Here is an 18,380-nt window from a genome sequence, read left to right as displayed (position 1 = left end):
GGAACATCATGGACGCTTTTAACTACCGGGACGGCGAGCTGTTCGCGGAAGGCGTGGCGCTGTCCGCGATTGCCGAACGCTTCGGTACCCCGACCTACGTGTACTCCCGTGCCCACATCGAAGCGCAATACCGCTCCTTTACCGATGCGCTCGTCGGCGTACCGCACCTGGTGTGCTACGCGGTCAAGGCCAACTCCAACCTCGGCGTGCTCAATGTCCTGGCGCGCCTGGGCGCTGGTTTCGACATCGTGTCCCGTGGTGAGCTGGAGCGTGTATTGGCCGCTGGCGGCCAGGCCGACAAGATTGTGTTCTCCGGTGTCGGCAAGACCCGCGAAGACATGCGCCGCGCCCTGGAAGTAGGCGTGCATTGCTTCAACATCGAATCCACCGACGAGCTGGAGCGCCTGCAAGTGGTAGCCGCCGAGATGGGCGTGCGCGCGCCGATCTCCCTGCGCGTCAACCCGGACGTCGATGCCGGCACCCACCCGTACATTTCCACCGGTCTCAAAGAAAACAAGTTCGGCATCGCCATTGCCGACGCCGAAGACGTGTACATCCGTGCCGCCCAGTTGCCAAACCTGGAAGTGCTGGGTGTGGACTGCCATATCGGCTCGCAATTGACCACTTTGCCACCGTTCATCGACGCCCTCGATCGCCTGCTGGCACTGATCGACCGCCTCGGTGAGTGCGGCATCTACCTGCACCACATCGACCTCGGTGGTGGCGTGGGCGTGCGTTATCGCGATGAAGAGCCGCCGCTGATTGCCGACTATATCCAGGCCGTGCGCGAGCGCATCGAAGGCCGCGACCTGACGCTGATGTTTGAGCCGGGCCGCTATATTGTCGCCAATGCGGGCGTGCTGCTGACCCAGGTCGAGTACCTCAAGCACACCGAACACAAGGATTTCGCCATCGTCGATGCGGCGATGAACGACCTGATCCGCCCGGCGCTGTACCAGGCCTGGATGAATGTCACCGCCGTGACGCCGCGCGCAAGCGTTGCCCGCGCCTATGACATCGTCGGCCCGATCTGCGAGACCGGCGATTTCCTGGCCAAGGACCGTGAACTGGCCCTGGAAGAAGGCGATCTGCTGGCCGTGCATTCGGCCGGTGCCTATGGGTTTGTCATGAGCTCCAACTACAACACCCGCGGGCGTACCGCCGAGGTGTTGGTGGACGGTGATCAAGCGTTTGAAGTGCGTCGCCGCGAGACGGTAGCCGAGTTGTTTGCTGGCGAAAGCCTGCTGCCGGAGTAATCCCATGCTGCTGCGTTTTACCAAGATGCACGGCCTGGGCAATGACTTCATGGTCCTTGACCTGGTCAGCCAGCACGCGCACATCCTGCCCAAGCACGCCAAGCTGTGGGGCGACCGCCATACCGGCATCGGCTTCGACCAGTTGCTGATCGTCGAGGCGCCGAGCAACCCGGAGGTGGATTTCCGTTATCGGATCTTCAACTCCGACGGTTCCGAAGTGGAACAGTGCGGCAACGGTGCGCGTTGTTTCGCCCGTTTTGTGCTGGACAAGCGCCTGACCGCCAAACGGCAGATTCGCGTCGAGACCAAAAGCGGCATTATCGAGCTGGATATCCGCAGTGACGGCCAGATCAGCGTCGACATGGGCGCCCCGCGCCTGGTGCCAGCCGATATTCCGTTCCAGGCTGACGCCCAGGCGCTGAGTTATCCGCTGGATGTCGACGGCACTGTCGTCGAGGTGGCAGCCGTGTCCATGGGCAACCCCCATGCCGTGCTGCGGGTCAACGACATCAACAATGCGCCGGTGCATGAACTGGGGCCGAAGATCGAACATCACCCGCGCTTTCCGGCACGGGTCAACGTCGGCTTCCTGCAGGTCATCGACCGCTCCCGTGCGCAATTGCGTGTGTGGGAGCGCGGCGCCGGGGAAACCCAGGCTTGCGGCACTGGCGCCTGCGCCGCTGCCGTGGCTGCGATCAGCCAGGGCTGGATGGATTCGCCACTGCTGATCGACCTGCCCGGCGGACGCCTGTCCATCGAATGGGCAGGCCCAGGCCAACCGGTGAAAATGACCGGCCCGGCATCCCGTGTATACGAAGGACAAGTCCGTCTATGAGAGCGCCTCGCCAATGACCGATAAGCCCCAGGCACCCGCCAAGCAGCCCGAAGGATCCCCTTGCGAAAGCCTGGAGGCAGCGGCCGTCGCCGCTTACCTGGAGGCTAATCCGGACTTCTTCGTCGAACACGAAGAACTGCTGCCGGCCTTGCGCATTCCCCACCAGCGCGGCGATACCGTGTCGCTGGTGGAACGGCAGATGAAAATCCTGCGCGAGCGCAACATCGAAATGCGCCATCGACTCTCGCAGCTGATGGACGTGGCCCGCGACAACGACCGTCTGTTCGACAAGACCCGCCGCCTGATCCTGGCGCTGCTGGATGCAGGCAGCCTGGAAGACCTGACCATTGCCGTCGAAGACAGCCTGCGTCAGGACTTCCAGGTGCCGTTTGTCAGCCTGATCCTGTTCAGCGACAACCCGATGCCGGTTGGGCGCTGGGTCAAGGGCAGCGAGGCGCAGACCGCCATTGGTGGCCTGCTGTCGGAAGGCAAGACCATCAGCGGCACCCTGCGTGAGCATGAGCTGGACTTCCTGTTTGGCGAGGACCAGCGCGTGCAGATCGGCTCTACCGCGGTGGTCGCCCTCAGCCATCAAGGCTTGCACGGTGTCCTGGCCATCGCCAGCCGTGATCCGCAGCACTACAAGAGCACCGTAGGCACGCTGTTTTTGACCTACATTGCCGAAGTGTTGAGCCGCAGCCTGCCGCGCTTCACCACCGCCCTGCGCGCGGTGCGCTAGCCATGGAACGACAACTGGACGCCTACTGCGCTCATCTGCGCAGCGAGCGCCAGGTGTCTCCCCATACGCTGGAGGCCTATCGGCGGGACTTGAACAAGGTCCTGGCGTTCTGCGAGAAACAACAGATCGGCAGCTGGAAGGCCCTCGATATCCAGGGCCTGCGCAGCCTGATTGCCCGCCTGCACCAGCAAGGCCAGTCCTCGCGCAGCCTGGCGCGCCTGCTGTCGGCGGTGCGCGGCCTCTATCACTACCTCAACCGCGAAGGCCTGTGCGATCACGACCCGGCCAACGGCCTGGCACCGCCCAAGGGCGAACGCCGCCTGCCCAAGACCCTGGATGCCGACCGCACCCTGCAACTGCTCGATGGCGCGGTCGAGGATGACTTCCTGGCGCACCGTGACCAGGCGATCCTGGAGCTGTTCTACTCTTCGGGCCTGCGCCTGTCGGAGCTGACCAGCCTCAACCTCGATCAGTTGGACCTGGCCGATGGCCTGGTGCAAGTACACGGTAAAGGCAGCAAGACCCGCGTGCTGCCCATCGGCAAAAAGGCCCGGGATGCCCTGCTGGTGTGGTTGCCCCTGCGGGCATTGAGCAATCCGCCGGACGCTGCGGTGTTTGTCAGCCAGCAAGGCCGACGCCTCGGGCCACGAGCCATTCAGTTACGGGTCAAGGCCGCCGGCGAGCGAGAGCTGGGGCAAAACCTGCATCCGCACATGCTGCGGCACTCCTTTGCCAGCCACCTGCTGGAATCGTCACAAGACTTGCGCGCAGTGCAGGAACTGCTCGGCCACTCGGATATCAAGACCACCCAGATCTACACCCACCTGGACTTCCAGCACCTGGCGACGGTGTACGACAGCGCCCATCCACGGGCCAAACGCGTTAAAGGCGGCGACTCATGAGCATCAAGCTAATCACCTTCGACCTGGACGATACCCTGTGGGATAACGTCCCCGTCATCATCAGCGCCGAAGCATCGATGCGCCAATGGCTGGCCACCCATGCGTCCAAGGTCGGCGACTTTTCCCTGGAGCATTTCGCCAGCCTGCGCCAGCAGGTGTTGCAGCGTCATCCCGAGCTCAAACACCGGATCAGCATCCTGCGCCACCGGGTGCTGATGCACGCCTTTGAAGAGGCCGGTTACCCACAACCGCAAGCTACGCAAATGGCCGATACCTGCTTTGAGGCGTTCATTCACGCGCGACACCAGCTCACGGTATTCCCGGAAGCAGAGCCAATGCTTGATGCCCTGCGCCAGCACTTTCTGCTGGGGGTGATCACCAATGGCAACGCCGATGTACAGCGCGTGGGCCTGGCGGATTACTTCCACTTTGCCCTGCGGGCCGAAGATATCGGCATCGCCAAGCCGGATGTGCGCTTGTTTCAGGAAGCATTGCAGCGGGGCGGGGTGGAGGCCAGTGCGGCGGTGCATATTGGCGATCACCCGGGTGATGACATCGCCGGGGCACAGCAGGCGGGGCTGCGGGCAGTGTGGTTCAACCCGACGGGCAAGGCCTGGGAAGGCGAGAAATTGCCGGATGCGCAGATTCGTAGCTTGACCGAGCTGCCCTCACTGCTCCACAGCTGGAAATAACTGTAGGAGCCGGCTTGCCGGCGAAAAACCCGAGAGCACCGCGTGACGTCAGGCACCCCGCATTATCGTTGACGATCTTCGCCGGCAAGCCGGCTCCTACAGAAGTCATCACCGCAGAAAAAGAGTCGCCCATGAAAAAGCCCGCAGCGACGGCGGGCTTTTTCAGCAAGCAAGTAACCGACCTCAGATAGGACGGCTGCCGTACTTGTTATCCGGCTTTTTCGGTGGATCTGCCACCACGTTGGCCTCGACTTCCTGCACTTTGCCGCCCTTGGCGAGGAATTCTTCCATCGCACGGGCCAGCGCATCGCGCTCTTTGTTCTTGGCTTCAACGCTCGGCAACTCGTCAACCGACACAGCAGCCTTGGCCTTGCCTTTGGCTGTCGGGGCCGGCGCGTCATCGCCGCCGTCGTCGTCAGCTACGTCTTCGGCAGCCGCCTCAAGACCTTCTTCGGTTTCATCGTCGTCACCTACTTCGAGGTCGTCGTTTTCCAGATCATCGTCGCTCATGTTCTACCTCATGACTTGCGAAAAGCAGATTAGTTATAGCCCAGCTTCACCATCTGTCGAAGGCTGCCGGAAAAAAATCAACGTCCACCGGATAACCAGTGGCTTATGCCCCATCACCATGCAAAGTGGCGAGGACTTCACGAGCACCGTCATGATCACGCTGCTCGCCCAGATAAACGCTTTGCCATGTGCCCATCACCAAGTGGCCGGACTTGACCGGCAAACTCAGTTGGCGGCTCGACAGGCTACCCTTGAAATGACCCGGGGCCTGGCCCGCAGAGTAATCAGAGCCTGTTGCCACCTACAGTTATGCGCCCATCGGCGCGCATTCTAGCGCGCTCTGGGAAAAAACAAAGTGCCGAATACGCCTACATGCCTGTAAGACATTCGCACAGTGAAAAGTACTTTGTGGATCCAATCACAAACTCGGCACAAAAAATCTCACACGCGTTCATGACAGCAAATACCAGACAAAAAAATGCCCGGCAAGCCGGGCATGTTTTTTCAAGCGTACTTACAAGTTGTAGCCGCGTTCGTTGTGCTCCGCCAGGTCCAGGCCAACAGCCTCTTCCTCTTCGGTCACCCGCAGGCCAATGGTCAGGTCCAGCGCCTTGAGAATCACAAAGGTCACGATACCGGTATAGATCACGGTGAAACCAACGCCCTTGGCCTGGATCCAGACCTGTGCGGCAATATCGGTCACCGTGCCGAAGCCACCCAGGATCGGAGCCGCGAACACACCGGTGAGGATTGCGCCGACGATACCGCCGACACCGTGCACACCGAAGGCATCCAGGGAGTCATCGTAGCCCAGCTTGCGCTTGAGGCTGGTGGCGCAGAAGAAGCAGATCACACCCGAAGCCAGGCCGATCACCAGGGCACCCATCGGGCCCACTGTACCGGCGGCCGGCGTAACGGCCACCAGGCCGGCAACCACACCAGAGGCAATGCCCAGGGCGCTTGGTTTGCCGTGGGTGATCCACTCGGCGAACATCCAGCCCAGCGCCGCAGCAGCGGTGGCGATCTGGGTCACCAGCATCGCCATGCCGGCGGTGCCGTTGGCCGCTGCAGCGGAGCCGGCGTTGAAGCCGAACCAGCCGATCCACAGCATCGCGGCACCAATCAGGGTGTAACCCAGGTTATGCGGGGCCATCGGGGTGGTCGGGTAGCCTTTACGCTTGCCGAGCACGATGCACGCTACCAGGCCAGCCACACCGGCGTTGATGTGCACCACGGTGCCGCCAGCGAAGTCCAGCACGCCCCAGTCCCACATCAGGCCGCCGTTGCCGCTCCAGACCATGTGCGCGATCGGCGCATAGACCAGGGTGAACCAGATGGCCATGAACAGCAGCATGGCGGAGAACTTCATGCGCTCAGCAAACGCACCGACGATCAGCGCCGGGGTGATGATCGCGAAGGTCATCTGGAAGGTGATGAACACCGCTTCCGGGAACAACGCCGCAGGGCCTGTGATGCTGGACGGAGTGACACCCGCCAGGAACGCCTTGCCCATGCCGCCGAAGAACGAGTTGAAGTTGACGACGCCCTGCTCCATGCCAGTCGTGTCGAACGCAATGCTATAGCCGTAGACGACCCACAGGATGCTGATCAGACCGGTAATGGCGAAACACTGCATCATCACGGAAAGAATATTCTTGGAGCGGACCATGCCGCCGTAGAACAGCGCGAGGCCAGGGATGGTCATGAACAGCACCAGCGCGGTAGCTGTCAGCATCCAGGCGGTGTCGCCGGAATTGAGGACTGGAGCCGCCACTTCGTCTGCCGCCATGGCCAGGCTGGGCATTACGATGGACAACAGGGCTCCTAGCCCTGCGAATTTACGCAGAGTCATATTGTTTTCTCCTGGGGCGTTGGGGTTTGGCGGCTTAGATTGCGTCGGTATCGGTTTCGCCGGTACGGATGCGAATAGCCTGTTCCAGATTGACCACGAAGATCTTGCCGTCACCGATCTTGCCGGTGTTGGCCGCCTTGGTTATCGCCTCGATAACCCGATCAAGATCCTTGTCGTCAATGGCGACATCAATCTTCACCTTCGGCAGGAAATCGACTACGTATTCCGCGCCGCGATACAGCTCGGTATGACCCTTCTGCCGACCGAAGCCTTTGACCTCAGTGACGGTAATGCCCTGCACGCCGATCTCGGACAGTGACTCGCGTACATCGTCCAACTTGAACGGCTTGATGATGGCAGTGACTAGCTTCATGAAAACTCTCTCCCGAATTGGTGGACTTGCCCCAGGAAAACAAACCCGTCTCAAGTCTAAGCGCAGTGCCTGGCTTTGTAACGCATCGTCGCCTCGGCAATTGCCTTTGCGACGCCAGCTAACCGTTGGTGACGAAACATGTACCCTGGTCCGTCAGCGCACTGCATTCGTCACAGCGACTGCATCAGTGCATGGGTCATGATCGTCTAAGCAGAAACCTTGCCAGCTCCGTAAAAATCACTGAAATCAATCCGTTGCCGGCTTACGTCCACCCATGGGCCCGTGCAGCGGCCTGGATACGCACAAAAACAGTGCACCACCATTCAGGCCAATGCGCGAAAACCGTGCGCAGGGCACATGAAAAAGACTATAGGCACTGCGTGATACACTGCCGGCCAACTGTTTTCCGGAATGTTTCCCATGCTCGCGCCCAAAGACCTCCTCGACGCCCTGAGCGGCCACGCCTCTCGCCTGTTCAGCGGCGACACCCCGCTGCCCCGCAATGAAATCGAAAGCCAGTTCAAGGCCTTGCTGCAAAGCGGGTTCAGCAAACTGGACCTGGTCAGCCGCGAAGAATTCGACAGCCAGATGGTCGTCCTGGCCCGCACCCGTGCACGGCTGGAGAGCCTGGAAGCGAAGGTGGCGGAGCTGGAAGCACGGTTGAAGCCCAGCGAGCAATAACACGCCGCCCCTGTAGGAGCGAGCTTGCTCGCGAAAAACCTGAGAACGCCGCGTGCATCCAGAAGCCCCGCGTTATCGTTGACGTTTTCCGCGAGCAAGCTCGCTCCTACATGGATACGTTCTGTAAAACCTGCGCACGGCATCCTCCCCTCCCTCGTCTACCCTTGAAAAACCCGCAGGAAGCGGTCGCCCATTTCAAGGATCGAGCATGTCCCTCGCCATCGTCCACAGCCGCGCCCAGATCGGCGTCGAAGCCCCTGCCGTCACGGTCGAAGTGCATATGGCCAATGGCTTGCCGTCGCTGACGTTGGTGGGCCTGCCGGAGACCGCCGTCAAGGAAAGCAAGGACCGCGTGCGCAGCGCCATTCTCAACAGCGCGCTGCAGTACCCCGCACGCCGCATCACCCTCAACGTCTAAAGGTCATCAATGAGGGGTATGGACACGGTTTTGAGCCCGCACTCTGGGGCCGTAGCCATCTTAGGTATGGACGTCAATAGCTGCGGCGATGTCCACGCTGATTTCTGTAATATTGAGATAGCCAATCCACCTCGCGTCTAGCGACATCGCTGCCCGCCAGATAGAGTTTCGAGACGAACAGAGTGCAATGCTCGATGCGTACGATCTGTACATGCGTGGATATCGTTCTGGTGCACACGCGACTTGCGAGGGCTTAAATGCCGCGTACCACCCAATGGTCAATCGTGCTCAGGTTGTCATGAAAGACAACAGGTTAGCCAGGCTACTGTGTCTTGGGCGACCTCAACGCCTTCAAGGCCCCAACCCAACTTTGGGGCGGAAGGGGAAGATGGTAGTGCCGACAAGCCATAACGAGAATGGGGTGGTGTCCAGACTCAATCACGGACAGTGCGCGGTATGCGGCATCGGCATCGCAGACGGCTTCTAGCCTCTGCATCGCCAACTCGCCATCGGCGGTGATGGGGATCTCACTGAAGGTAGCACCGTGACGTTGATCATTAGTGTAGAGGTGGCCTTCCGAATCGTTACTTACCATCCAAAACTGATGGTTGCAGTGCCGCAATGACTCATTCGCGAACTGCGCAAAGCCTTGAGTCATTTCGTTAGCCCCATCAATACTCGCCCAGAGCACCAGCAGGGGAATCAATGTGCTCCCTGACGTGTGCCATTGTCGGTATTGATCGGTCTTCTCCAATGGATGAGAGATTAGATCGCGATACCGGGAAATGTGCGTAGGGTATCGATCATGAAAACTGTACGCGAATTGGTAATGATCCAGAGATACAAGACAGTAGTCCCGAACAAAATCACGAAACTCGTCATAATTGGAAAGAAAAAGCAATGCGGTAGAAATTTCTACTGACTGTATGTCTGTGCATGGACTAAATAGGCAATCGTTATTATCAACCAGTTAAAAAATATGATCTGCAAGTGCCTTGGCGGCGCTCCGGTGTTGAGATTCAAGGTCTGGCTTAACACCCTTTTGACCTGCCTCCCAAAGCTTCCAGAGCCCCCGCTGAGCAAGCCTACCCAAGACTTCAAATAGCTTTAGGTTGGTATCAACAGGGCTATTACCCTGTACCGCTGCAGAAATAGCATGCTTCTTTCCCACAAAGGGAATTATTTTCTCACCGTAGTATTCATCCCAGATTCGAAAATGCAAGTGTAGAAGCTCTAGGAAGGTGTCACGCAGCTTTTTCGAATTGAGGCCCTTTGATCTTGTCTTTATGAAGTTCCAGGCATATAGAATGGCAAGCTCGCTGGCTCTATATGGGGCTTCTAGATTCTCAGCCTCTCGTGCCCATACGTAAAGTACAGAAAGACAGACATACGTCTGCCGGAACGAGCTCAGACAACGCTTACGATCTGATAGCTCATCAGGCAGCAGCCCCTTCAATAAAATAGAAAAATTTTGGTATGAAACCTCTGGTTCATCGAGCATGGCCACTGCCTTTTGAAAGCAGCTGCGCAGGTTCTTACTGACCAGTTGCTCTCGAAGAATTCCGGTACTGAGGAGTTCCGCGAGCTTGTCCCCATTCCACTCATCAAACGTCACATTATGCTGCTGTGAGTAGACTTCGGTCAGACCAGTCAAGCGGTCTCGCAGAGGCTCAGCCACATCACCCCCGAAGCAAATACAGATGACCTTTTCCAAATGCTTGTACTGGGAAGGAACTCGGGATCGAAAGTAAACGAATATAATGTCGTCTATTGAGCTCTTGAGAGACTGATGCGTTTTAGACCAATCATCACGCGTCAAGTCGCCTTTTTTTATGGTGAATGCGTAGAGCTTTTTTGTACCATTAGCGTCGCCAGGCCCTACCGCCAGAACGTCCACACCAGCTTGATCAGTGCCTCTGCCAGGGCGAGATATCACGTTGTAGCCCAACTCGCTTAACAGATCAGGCAAAACAACATCCAACTCATCCCGCTCACGCAGTGCCGCAACGTATTGTTTGAAAACCAGATTCACGGTCTGCTCTCCACCTTGTATAAATATATTCGCCTGTGCAACGCGACAGGTTCGTAGAAATATTGACAGGGCAAATTAAGTTTATGGCTAAAATGAGTGGCTTCGGTTTCTATGGGCTTAAGCTTTCCATGCTTGGGTATCAAGCTTATGGCTCCATTACCATGAAGTAGCGTCCGCTCTACGAATATGTCAGCGAAAAACGAAGCCTTTCTGCCTTCGTCAACCGCTTGCTGTACCTGGTCGCTGTGCCGCTCATATTCCAACTGCCTATGCAGTGCAGGAGGCTTCAGCTCATTCAGCGCGCCAACATTGTTAACTCCTGCTAAGTACACATCGAACAATCCCAGCGCACTCTTCACCATGCCACCCGCCAAGTCGTTCGCGTCGGCTGACACGGCAAGGCATCCGTGAGCAAGATCTGGATAGTTAATGAGAACGGGGTCAAACAGCAGATCCCGAATGACCTCGCGCTCATGTGCCGGCGCAGATGCCCCTAGTAGAACAAGGAATGACGCCAAGGAAGTCGGATAACTGAACAAGTAGCCAACAGCCTTTCGGGCAACAAAACCATATTCCCAAGGTTCCAAGGTCAATGGCGCGCTTCCAGGGATGAAGCAGTAGGGTTCTTCTCGGCCAAAGAAGAGACCCTGCTGGACGTCACTGCATAGCCGATGATTGCCAGTACGTAGCCAACTGATGACCCATGCGCTCAAGGTCGCCGGATCGCCTTGCATCAGCTCTCGCACTACGTCCTGAAAGTGGCTAAGACGATATTCTGAAGTTTCGTCACGCTTGGACAACAGCCGCCCCAAAAACGTACGTACCCGCCCAGACTCACCACTCCTCATCAGATGCCCCAGAAGAGTATCCAGAAAGTTGCAATCGCCAATCTGCAGGCGAGCGTTTTGAAGAACGGTAAGCAATGAGTCGAACAGAGGTTGTGGCAGGTGCCTAGAGTTGTGTCCGAGCGTTTTCGCGATTTCGGTGGTGACGGCTGGCGTCAGAAATTGCGTGATCTGCGCTATGAAGGCTTGTATGACGGGATGAGCGGTTGCTGGGGCCACCTCGAACCAACAGAGAACGGCTTCCAATACGCTTGCACGTAATTCCTCCGCTTGGTCGTGGTCGAGGGTTAGGCGCAAGAAGTCAAGGGTCGCCGGCCACGTCGCCTCCTCTTGGAAGTGAGCGTACCTCAGTCCTTGAGCCGTCTGGATTCTGTATGATGGATTCGCATGCTCCAGGTAGGAGTAGATACGCTGCACGTGGTGTCCATCATCGAACTGGCAAGCCTCTGAAATCGCAGCTTTCAGTATCTGAAACTTCTGGCAAATTTGTTCATCGGCCTCGACAAGCTCGAACATCTGCGCAATTCGGTCACGCCGCCTGTGGCACCAGGTCGTGAGTATCTTTGAGATACCGTGCCTATTCTCTAATGGAGTAAGTAAGTGCTCAATAATTTCCATCAGGGTTGAGAGGCTGATGTCCAGCTTCCCCAGAACCCCCTCATAGACCCTCTGCCCTTGGAATCCCATCATGCCTGAAAACCGGCTCAGGATGTCCGGTGACAAGCCACTCACCAAGTCGATCTGACCTCTATTGTGCATTTCAGCGAGAAGATCAGTGAATGCGCGAAACTCTGGAGTCCAGCAGTCCCGCCGCTGCGTGAACAAATCTTCGATCAGGGAACCGTTTCCTGACCTCTCCATGATTTCGGCATGCGAAAGCATTGCCATAGACACTCTCCTGGCTGTGTGAGACATCTTTTTTCAGACAGAGTCTAGTCGTGACTTCTGAGAGGTTAGCCCGGCAAATCCTTGAGCCAGTAACGCCTGACACTCGCTTCAGGTATAGCAAGCACCCGGCTCACCTCCGCCTTCGACATGCCACTGGCCTTGAGCTCTAGCACAGCTCGGATTCGGTCTGGACTGCTGGGTTTGCCTCGCGTGCGCTTTACCAGCCCTTCACCAGCGCCCCAGTGCCTCTTCAGGCCCTGCAAGCCTCCCAGGGCTATGAAGCCCTCCAAATCCTTCGAAGCCTTGGCCATGACATCGATAGGTGATGACCCATCCTGGAGGGCCTGACACAGCGCGACGAGAGCCACGAGGTCGAAATCTAGGGTGCGCGCGATCTTGCTCAGCTTGACCAAAGAGACCTGCGTTTTCCCCTGCTCCAATCGCGACAGATTGGCTTGGGAGCTGATCTCGGCAAGCTCCTCCTGAGCCGATCCTCTCAGGTCGCGCAGAGCTCGGACTATTGCTGCTATCTCGTTCTGCATGCTGAGCGCTCAAAACGAAGAATAGGGCCACAGCGTAGTGCGTCGATAAATATCGAAAGCTAGTAATAACGGCGATCATCGTTTATCGTTGGGATACTGATGGCAGCCTCGCCGCGTCCGAGCGACCGGGCCAGGGAATGATCAATTTATTAGAAAGTCGACGTCAGCAGGCTTGGGATGAAGCTTCATATACTGTCTGATCTGCATTGTGAGTTCGCCGATTTCGTCCCCCCTGTGGTGGACTGTGACGTGGTCGTATTAGCCGGCGACATCCACGTGAAGTCCAGGGGGGCCAGATGGGCCAGCCTGACCTTCAGCACGCCTGTCGTATATGCCATGGGCAATCATGAGCACTACAGCGGGAATATAGATCGAACCCACAGCAAGCTGCTTGACGCTGCTGAGGAGCACGTCCACGTCTTGGAAAATCAGGTTTTAGAGTACGGTGATGTGCAGTTTCTCTGTGCTACGGCTTGGACAAGCCTGGCCGCAACCGGAGACCCAGTAGCTGCTTCTTGGTGTGCTCGTGACTCACTGAATGACTTTCGCGCCATCCGTGTCGGTGAACAGTATCGGCGTTTGCGCCCTGATGACCTGATCGCGAGAAATCGAGAGACGAAGGAGTGGTTAGAGGCTCAGCTGTCGCTGCCATTCAACGGTAAGCGTGTAGTTGTGACTCACCATCCGCCCCTTATGAAGTTCGTGAGTGACCAAGGAGCCGATCCTCACTTGCGAGCAGCCTATGGCAACAATTGGGATGGCCTGATGAATTTTAAGATCGATCTATGGATCTTTGGCCATACCCACGAAGCCGTGGATGAGGTGGTTAACGGTATCCGGTTTGTGAGTAATCCTCGTGGTTATCCCAATGAAGAAACTGGCTTTCGGCCAGACCTAGTTGTCAGTGTATGAAGACTGACAGGGCTGCCGGCGTTTAGCTTTTTTCAGTAAGTGAGTAGGTTTCAAATTCGAACGTGATGGAGAATCCATGAGTTGTAATTCCCAGGACTGGACGGCTGAGGGCGGAATACGACTGCCCAGTCTGGTGTCAGCTAAGTTGGCGATTGCGCAGGCCCATGATTGGGGTGCACTAGTGGACGCGTATCTGGTAGATGCAGCTGAAGTTGGCGATCGTTTCGTTGCGTATGTGTATGGCGATCTTTCAGGGCAACTGGTTGATGGGATGACAATTGTCACACCCCCTAGTGAGGTGATAGCGGAGGTCGAAGGCATGGCGTTATTGCGGACAGTGTCAGGCAACGATCATTACGTCATGGTCAGCCGATTGCCTGTCGCTGCTTGAGTGCCCTCGCGTCGTCAAGGACGCTGTCTCAGCCTGCTTCATTTGGCCCCACCGTCATCTAATCCATTAATAGTTAATGTGTGTTTAAGGGAAGAAGCATGTCCGAGTTAAAGAAATTGACATTGACTGTTAAGAACTATGATGCTCAAGCGAGCGGTGATCTAGACGCTCTCTATCGACGTGTTAGATATGAAGATGAACACGGCGCTACGCTCTATTTCAAAGAGGTTGTGATGCTGAAATATCTTGCGAAGCATGGTGCTTTGGCGACTGATGTTCCGCGAACTTGGTACTATAAGCATGCCTCAAAGAAATCGATAATTGTTGTCGCTTTTGAGAAGGCTGGTGGGAAAGTTGAGTGCGATTTGGATGATCTGCGAATTATTGCAAGGTCGACTTTGATAAAGGGTGTGGTTATTTCGCTAGCAGCGGTTCCAGCTGGGATTATTGCTGCAACGGCCACCTTTGGAGTTGGGCTTGTCATTATTCCTATGTTTTTGTTGTATGGGTACAGGAACGTCTTCAAGCTTCCGAAAATGCTGGGTCGAAAAACGCTGGTGGATGAATTTTCAAAATTTGGCGTTACTCTTCGGTAGCTTTGTTTTTTTGGTTGTTGAACTTGATTCTCGATAGAGTGGCTGGCTGTCTTGCGGACGCTGACCTGCGAAGGAAACTCAGATGAAGACCAATGCCGTTATCTTTGACGCCTTCGGAACGCTGGTCGAGATACAACAGCCGACACATCCCTTTCGGCAGTTGCTGCGAGAAGGGCGACGCCAAGGCCGCTTGCCTCGCGCTGATGACATTCGAACGATCATGACCCGTTGCCTTTCTCTAAGCGAGGCTGCGCTGTACTTTGGTATCAAGATCTCGCCCTCCCAGCTTGCATTTCTCGACCAATGCCTGGAGGAGGAACTGGCAAGCATTCGGCCTTATCCAGACGCGGTTGAGGCCGTTGGGCTACTGCAAGCTGCAGGGCTGAGCCTGGCCGTATGTTCAAACTTGGCCATGCCCTACGGCCCCGTAGTGGAAAGTATTTTCCCGCACCTTGGGGCCTATGGTTTCAGCTATCGCATTGGTGTTATGAAACCGCAAGCCGCCATCTACCAGCACACCTGCGATCTGCTCAATGTCTGGCCAGAAAATGAGCTCAGTGGTCAGAGGCGGATTGTCATGATTGGCGACTCAGAAAGGTGTGATCGGGATGGGCCTGGCCAGGTTGGTATCAAGGGTTACCTGTTGCGCAGGAATGGAGGCGGGGCTTCCAATCTTTCCCATTTTGCACAATCAGTGCTGAGTGATAGGTAGCTGCTAGCAGATCCTCAATTCGATGGTAGGCGTTGCGTCTGAGCTAAAGGGCCGCGCCACGAGGTGGCCCTGCCAGGATGCCCCCTGCACAGAGTACGAGGGGCGACCAGACCAGTATCACCAGAGGGTGAAGCATGAATGAGCTTAGGATTGTCGGGCGATGCGTTCGCTCCCCGATCGGCTGCTGGAGTGCTAGGCATCGCTGTTTTCAGGCGCGTTACGAGCAGGTCTTCTCAATCGCACTTGAAGTGTTTGGAAGCCGAAAGAAGGCGCAGCGATGGCTTGTAAGATCTGTAGTAGGTGTAGGCCGTCAGACACCCTGCAGGGTGCTGTGCACACCTATGGGATTCACAATTATCCATGACGAGATTATGCGGCTTGATCACGGCATACGTGACTAATCCCATTTAGCCAGTCATTTGGCAGGGAGAGCAAGGCTCGTAATAAAGCTTATTGCTACTAGAATGCACATTCCAACTAACAGCGGAATTGATCCAAATCTTTCTAGAGCAAGTGCTGCTGCTACGGGGCCTACAGCCTGGGCAATCAGCATCGGGCGAGCCAGCAGCCCCATACGTGCTCCGTAGCCATCCGCGCCGAATAGAGCCAAGGGTAATGTTCCGCGAGCAATGGTCAGAATTCCATTACCTGCTCCGTAAAGCGCCAAGGCTACGAAGGCCAGCCACGGGATGGCCGGTAACAGCAGCGCAATACCCACCCCGCATAGCAGGATGGCGATACGAGCCGACCAGGTAGGGTGTAGGTTTCGCCCAATCGAAAACTCTGCAAGGCGTGCCATGACTTGAGATGGCCCAATCATCATTCCTATGGCCAGTGCTGTTGAAGTTGCGATGCCAAGCAGTTTTAGCACATCAAGTAGGTGGACTGAGACGGAAGAAATAACCAGCGACTGGAATGTCAGCAGCGCTGCCAGCAGGATGAATATGCGATTGGTTAATTTGCTGGAACTAGGAATGGACGGGGGACTTGTAAGAGGTGCAGATTCGGCTGGGGGGCCTTTCTCGCTGGGAATTGTCAGAAGATGGATTGGTAGTCCAACTACCAGGTGCATTGCGGCTAAGGCAAAGCAACTGTACCTCCACCCGATCTGGTGCTCTAGGCCTGCGATCAGTGGCCAGCCTAAGGTGCTGGCAAACCCACCTAGCAAGGTTAGACCAGTCATCGAGGCACGTGCGTGGTCGCCAAGTAGTCGTCCGAGTGTCGAAAAAGCTGCGTCATAAAGGCCAGCAGCCATGCCCGCACCGATCAGCGTCCATGCTAGGTAATAAACGGCCAAGTTACTGGCCAAGCCCATCAACAGCATACCCATCGCCAACAATAACGAGCTAGCTGCCAACACGGGGCGTCCCCCATTTCGGTCGATCCATCGTCCCACCATGGGCGAGCAAGCTCCTGCGACCAGCAGTCCCCATGACAATCCAATTACTACGCTCGTAACTGACCATCCTGTTTCTTTGGTGATTGGTGTCGCAAGAACTGCTGGCAGGTAATAGGTCGAACTCCAAGCGAGGATTTGTGCGATTCCTAATGCCCACACAAGCCTGAATCTATTGATAGGTTGCTGGCTGCTTTCTAGGTTTTTCACTAGCTACGGACTCTTGTGTTTTTCAGACGTAGGCTGCTCAGTTTTGCGTTACGAGCGTGGGGGCGGCTTCCAAATTACGAACTCGCTTTAGCAAATACCGAAGTATTTGTTCGGCATCAGGCCCCACGCCTCGTAGGGTTGCAGAGGCGAAGTTGCGTAGTTTGGGCAAGCCTACAAAGTACAAGCCTGGAACATGAACGGCTCGCCCGTCGCGCTGCGCCACTCGTCCCTGCTCATCCATTACTGGAAGGCCTTGGAGAAATGGCAGGTTCGGACGATAGCCAGTGGCAAAAATCAGGCTATCAACGGTTTCATGCTGCCCTTCGGCCCAAATAACGCCTGTTGAAGTGACCTCGGAGAACATTGCTGCTTGATTGAAGTATCCGGATTTCAGAGCCTTTCTGTACGTTCCGTCGTCCAGTACAGGCGTGCTTTGATCGTTTAGCCACTTAGTTTTCTCCAGGCCTGTCCATTTCAGCCAAGTATGAAAATCTGCTCCTAATATCCGTTGTGGCGCGAATCGAATCGCCTCTCGCGTGGCCAGAGTCACGGTTGCAACTTTGGATAGATCGTAAGCGATTTGTACAGCGGAGTTAGCGGCGCCAACTACGACAATGCGTTGTCCACTAAATGCTTCTGCATTCCGATAATGAGCACTGTGAAGCTGAGTGCCGCTGAAGTTTTTGAGCCCAGGGATATCGGGCACGTAGGGACGGCTGAAGGCTCCTGAGGCCACGACCACCGCTCTCGCCCAAAAGCGTTGTCCGTTCGTTGCAGTGATCCGAAATCCTTCGCCTTCCTGACCTACGTTCGCGACCCTAATCCCTTGGAGAATAGGTAGCCGGAAGAAGTCGGCATACCGTTCGAGGTAACGCACGACTTCATCTCTAGTAGGGTAGTGGCCTGCTGCTCCAGGGAAAGGAAGCCCCGGAAGAGAGGAATATGCTGCTGGTGAGAACAATTCAAGGCTGTCGTAGTAATTACGCCAGTTCCCCCCAGGCTGCGATTGCTCATCAAAAATGCGGAAATTGAGGCCGTGCTGCTTCAGGTGCCAACCGGTAGCCAACCCTGCTTGGCCAGCACCAATGACAATAACATCCAACATCTGACTGCTTATGTTCATGTATGCGCACTCATGCACGTATTTATGCAAAAAAAGGCTCAGACCTTTTCGCCTGGACAGCACAGTGGAACGATGCTTTTGGTGTGGATGAGGATGGCCTCTAGACGCTTGATAATGGCTGGGCCGTCCACTTCATAGAACATCTGGCGCCCTACCTTAGTGGCTCTAACGATCCCCGCCTCTAGTAGCACCTGAAGGTGGCGAGACACAACCGAACGCTCTTGAGGTAAGTCAGCCGCAATTTCAGTGACATCAGCACGGCCTAGTAGCATTACGCGCTTCAGCACTGCGATTCGCGGTGGCTCACAGAGGGCTTTGAAGAATGCACCGTCCAGCGACTCTATGGCGGCCTCGATTGCCTGGGTTCGGTTCAGTAATAAGGTCATGTAGCGACTATATGTGTATGTACGCGCACATGTAAAGGTCGGGTCGACAAAGCACGACCTGCCAGCACTCCGGAGGGCCGTGCCTATCT

Annotated in this window: 19 protein-coding genes and 2 pseudogenes; 11 read left to right on the top strand and 10 right to left on the bottom strand. The window is 56.3% G+C overall.

Annotated features, from left to right (window positions below; translation table 11 throughout):
• Positions 1-8: 8 nt before the first annotated feature.
• From lysA to H097_RS02015, 5 genes are read left to right on the top strand one after another with little or no spacing between them, the layout of a single operon-like run.
• Positions 9-1,256 carry a diaminopimelate decarboxylase gene (lysA, locus tag H097_RS02035; protein ID WP_032856892.1) on the top strand — a complete coding sequence of 416 codons (1,248 nt, stop codon included), beginning with the start codon at positions 9-11 and terminating at the stop codon, positions 1,254-1,256.
• Between the two features lie 4 nt (positions 1,257-1,260).
• Positions 1,261-2,091: a diaminopimelate epimerase gene (dapF, locus tag H097_RS02030; RefSeq protein ID WP_032856890.1), complete on the top strand. Its 831-nt coding sequence runs from the start codon at positions 1,261-1,263 to the stop codon at positions 2,089-2,091.
• 13 nt (positions 2,092-2,104) lie between these two features.
• A complete protein-coding gene (locus H097_RS02025; RefSeq protein ID WP_032856888.1) occupies positions 2,105-2,830 on the top strand; it encodes a DUF484 family protein in 726 nt (241 codons plus the stop codon).
• 2 nt (positions 2,831-2,832) lie between these two features.
• Positions 2,833-3,732: a tyrosine recombinase XerC gene (gene xerC / locus H097_RS02020; RefSeq protein WP_032856886.1), complete on the top strand. Its 900-nt coding sequence runs from the start codon at positions 2,833-2,835 to the stop codon at positions 3,730-3,732.
• Positions 3,729-4,424 (top strand): HAD-IA family hydrolase, encoded by a 696-nt coding sequence (locus H097_RS02015; protein WP_032856884.1) that lies wholly within the window; start codon positions 3,729-3,731, stop codon positions 4,422-4,424. The genes xerC and H097_RS02015 overlap by 4 nt, the downstream gene beginning before the upstream one ends.
• Before the next feature lie 183 nt (positions 4,425-4,607).
• Here H097_RS02015 and sutA read toward each other — a convergent pair whose 3' ends face one another.
• The 4 genes and pseudogenes from sutA to glnK all read right to left on the bottom strand — a co-directional run bounded on the left by sutA (position 4,608) and on the right by glnK (position 7,159).
• Positions 4,608-4,934 carry a transcriptional regulator SutA gene (gene sutA / locus H097_RS02010; RefSeq protein WP_032856883.1) on the bottom strand — a complete coding sequence of 109 codons (327 nt, stop codon included), beginning with the start codon at positions 4,932-4,934 and terminating at the stop codon, positions 4,608-4,610.
• A 103-nt stretch (positions 4,935-5,037) separates the two neighbouring features.
• Positions 5,038-5,199: pseudogene (locus H097_RS27415) on the bottom strand (YjbQ family protein); the annotation flags it as partial.
• 249 nt (positions 5,200-5,448) lie between these two features.
• Positions 5,449-6,786: an ammonium transporter gene (locus H097_RS02005; protein WP_032856882.1), complete on the bottom strand. Its 1,338-nt coding sequence runs from the start codon at positions 6,784-6,786 to the stop codon at positions 5,449-5,451.
• Positions 6,787-6,820: 34 nt separating this feature from the next.
• Positions 6,821-7,159, bottom strand: a complete 339-nt coding sequence (gene glnK, locus H097_RS02000; RefSeq protein ID WP_002555808.1) for a P-II family nitrogen regulator — start codon at positions 7,157-7,159, stop codon at positions 6,821-6,823.
• A 420-nt stretch (positions 7,160-7,579) separates the two neighbouring features.
• Here glnK and H097_RS01995 point away from each other — a divergent pair, with 420 nt between their 5' ends.
• Positions 7,580-7,840, top strand: coding sequence for an accessory factor UbiK family protein (locus H097_RS01995; protein ID WP_032856880.1), 261 nt, complete (start codon positions 7,580-7,582; stop codon positions 7,838-7,840).
• A 208-nt stretch (positions 7,841-8,048) separates the two neighbouring features.
• Positions 8,049-8,255: pseudogene (locus H097_RS01990) on the top strand (magnesium chelatase domain-containing protein); the annotation flags it as partial.
• 973 nt (positions 8,256-9,228) lie between these two features.
• On the opposite strand, the gene H097_RS28550 reads toward H097_RS01990, so the two are convergent.
• The 3 genes from H097_RS28550 to H097_RS01970 all read right to left on the bottom strand — a co-directional run bounded on the left by H097_RS28550 (position 9,229) and on the right by H097_RS01970 (position 12,565).
• Positions 9,229-10,290, bottom strand: coding sequence for a hypothetical protein (locus tag H097_RS28550; protein ID WP_050593289.1), 1,062 nt, complete (start codon positions 10,288-10,290; stop codon positions 9,229-9,231).
• A complete protein-coding gene (locus tag H097_RS01975) occupies positions 10,287-12,023 on the bottom strand; it encodes a hypothetical protein (protein ID WP_032856876.1) in 1,737 nt (578 codons plus the stop codon). The genes H097_RS28550 and H097_RS01975 overlap by 4 nt, the downstream gene beginning before the upstream one ends.
• Before the next feature lie 65 nt (positions 12,024-12,088).
• Positions 12,089-12,565 carry a helix-turn-helix transcriptional regulator gene (locus H097_RS01970; RefSeq protein WP_032856875.1) on the bottom strand — a complete coding sequence of 159 codons (477 nt, stop codon included), beginning with the start codon at positions 12,563-12,565 and terminating at the stop codon, positions 12,089-12,091.
• A 177-nt stretch (positions 12,566-12,742) separates the two neighbouring features.
• On the opposite strand from H097_RS01970, the gene H097_RS01965 reads away from it, so the two are divergent.
• From H097_RS01965 to H097_RS01950, 4 genes are all read left to right on the top strand, one after another.
• The gene (locus H097_RS01965) at positions 12,743-13,477 is read left to right on the top strand and encodes a metallophosphoesterase (RefSeq protein ID WP_032856874.1); all 735 of its coding nucleotides are present in this window, start codon (positions 12,743-12,745) and stop codon (positions 13,475-13,477) included.
• 76 nt (positions 13,478-13,553) lie between these two features.
• Entirely contained in the window at positions 13,554-13,868 is a 315-nt protein-coding gene (locus H097_RS01960; protein WP_032856873.1) for a hypothetical protein, read from the top strand.
• 98 nt (positions 13,869-13,966) lie between these two features.
• Complete coding sequence (locus H097_RS01955; RefSeq protein ID WP_032856872.1) at positions 13,967-14,464, top strand: hypothetical protein; 498 nt, start codon at positions 13,967-13,969, stop codon at positions 14,462-14,464.
• Positions 14,465-14,546: 82 nt separating this feature from the next.
• Positions 14,547-15,176: an HAD family hydrolase gene (locus H097_RS01950; RefSeq protein WP_032856871.1), complete on the top strand. Its 630-nt coding sequence runs from the start codon at positions 14,547-14,549 to the stop codon at positions 15,174-15,176.
• A 415-nt stretch (positions 15,177-15,591) separates the two neighbouring features.
• On the opposite strand, the gene H097_RS01945 is transcribed toward H097_RS01950, so the two are convergent.
• From H097_RS01945 to H097_RS01935, 3 genes are read right to left on the bottom strand one after another with little or no spacing between them, the layout of a single operon-like run.
• Complete coding sequence (locus tag H097_RS01945; protein WP_082445503.1) at positions 15,592-16,782, bottom strand: MFS transporter; 1,191 nt, start codon at positions 16,780-16,782, stop codon at positions 15,592-15,594.
• A gap of 37 nt (positions 16,783-16,819) precedes the next feature.
• Positions 16,820-17,905 (bottom strand): NAD(P)/FAD-dependent oxidoreductase, encoded by a 1,086-nt coding sequence (locus H097_RS01940; protein WP_032856866.1) that lies wholly within the window; start codon positions 17,903-17,905, stop codon positions 16,820-16,822.
• Positions 17,906-17,943: 38 nt separating this feature from the next.
• The gene (locus tag H097_RS01935; protein ID WP_032856864.1) at positions 17,944-18,291 is read right to left on the bottom strand and encodes a metalloregulator ArsR/SmtB family transcription factor; all 348 of its coding nucleotides are present in this window, start codon (positions 18,289-18,291) and stop codon (positions 17,944-17,946) included.
• Positions 18,292-18,380 lie beyond the last annotated feature (89 nt).

Source organism: Pseudomonas sp. FH4 (assembly GCF_000510915.2).
GTDB classification, from domain to species: Bacteria; Pseudomonadota; Gammaproteobacteria; order Pseudomonadales; family Pseudomonadaceae; genus Aquipseudomonas; species Aquipseudomonas brenneri.
This window is presented reverse-complemented; position numbering and strand designations above follow the sequence as displayed.

What these genes read in the sequence shown, in the direction of transcription:
- H097_RS01935 (WP_032856864.1), bottom strand. Translation starts at nt 18,291, where the DNA reads ATGACCTTATTACTGAACCGAACCCAGGCAATCGAGGCCGCCATAGAG.
- H097_RS01965 (WP_032856874.1), top strand. Translation starts at nt 12,743, where the DNA reads ATGAAGCTTCATATACTGTCTGATCTGCATTGTGAGTTCGCCGATTTC.
- H097_RS01995 (WP_032856880.1), top strand. Translation starts at nt 7,580, where the DNA reads ATGCTCGCGCCCAAAGACCTCCTCGACGCCCTGAGCGGCCACGCCTCT.
- dapF (WP_032856890.1), top strand. Translation starts at nt 1,261, where the DNA reads ATGCTGCTGCGTTTTACCAAGATGCACGGCCTGGGCAATGACTTCATG.
- H097_RS02005 (WP_032856882.1), bottom strand. Translation starts at nt 6,786, where the DNA reads ATGACTCTGCGTAAATTCGCAGGGCTAGGAGCCCTGTTGTCCATCGTA.
- H097_RS01950 (WP_032856871.1), top strand. Translation starts at nt 14,547, where the DNA reads ATGAAGACCAATGCCGTTATCTTTGACGCCTTCGGAACGCTGGTCGAG.
- sutA (WP_032856883.1), bottom strand. Translation starts at nt 4,934, where the DNA reads ATGAGCGACGATGATCTGGAAAACGACGACCTCGAAGTAGGTGACGAC.
- lysA (WP_032856892.1), top strand. Translation starts at nt 9, where the DNA reads ATGGACGCTTTTAACTACCGGGACGGCGAGCTGTTCGCGGAAGGCGTG.
- H097_RS01955 (WP_032856872.1), top strand. Translation starts at nt 13,967, where the DNA reads ATGTCCGAGTTAAAGAAATTGACATTGACTGTTAAGAACTATGATGCT.
- H097_RS01975 (WP_032856876.1), bottom strand. Translation starts at nt 12,023, where the DNA reads ATGGCAATGCTTTCGCATGCCGAAATCATGGAGAGGTCAGGAAACGGT.
- H097_RS01960 (WP_032856873.1), top strand. Translation starts at nt 13,554, where the DNA reads ATGAGTTGTAATTCCCAGGACTGGACGGCTGAGGGCGGAATACGACTG.
- H097_RS01970 (WP_032856875.1), bottom strand. Translation starts at nt 12,565, where the DNA reads ATGCAGAACGAGATAGCAGCAATAGTCCGAGCTCTGCGCGACCTGAGA.
- glnK (WP_002555808.1), bottom strand. Translation starts at nt 7,159, where the DNA reads ATGAAGCTAGTCACTGCCATCATCAAGCCGTTCAAGTTGGACGATGTA.
- H097_RS02025 (WP_032856888.1), top strand. Translation starts at nt 2,105, where the DNA reads ATGACCGATAAGCCCCAGGCACCCGCCAAGCAGCCCGAAGGATCCCCT.
- H097_RS02015 (WP_032856884.1), top strand. Translation starts at nt 3,729, where the DNA reads ATGAGCATCAAGCTAATCACCTTCGACCTGGACGATACCCTGTGGGAT.
- H097_RS01940 (WP_032856866.1), bottom strand. Translation starts at nt 17,905, where the DNA reads ATGAACATAAGCAGTCAGATGTTGGATGTTATTGTCATTGGTGCTGGC.
- xerC (WP_032856886.1), top strand. Translation starts at nt 2,833, where the DNA reads ATGGAACGACAACTGGACGCCTACTGCGCTCATCTGCGCAGCGAGCGC.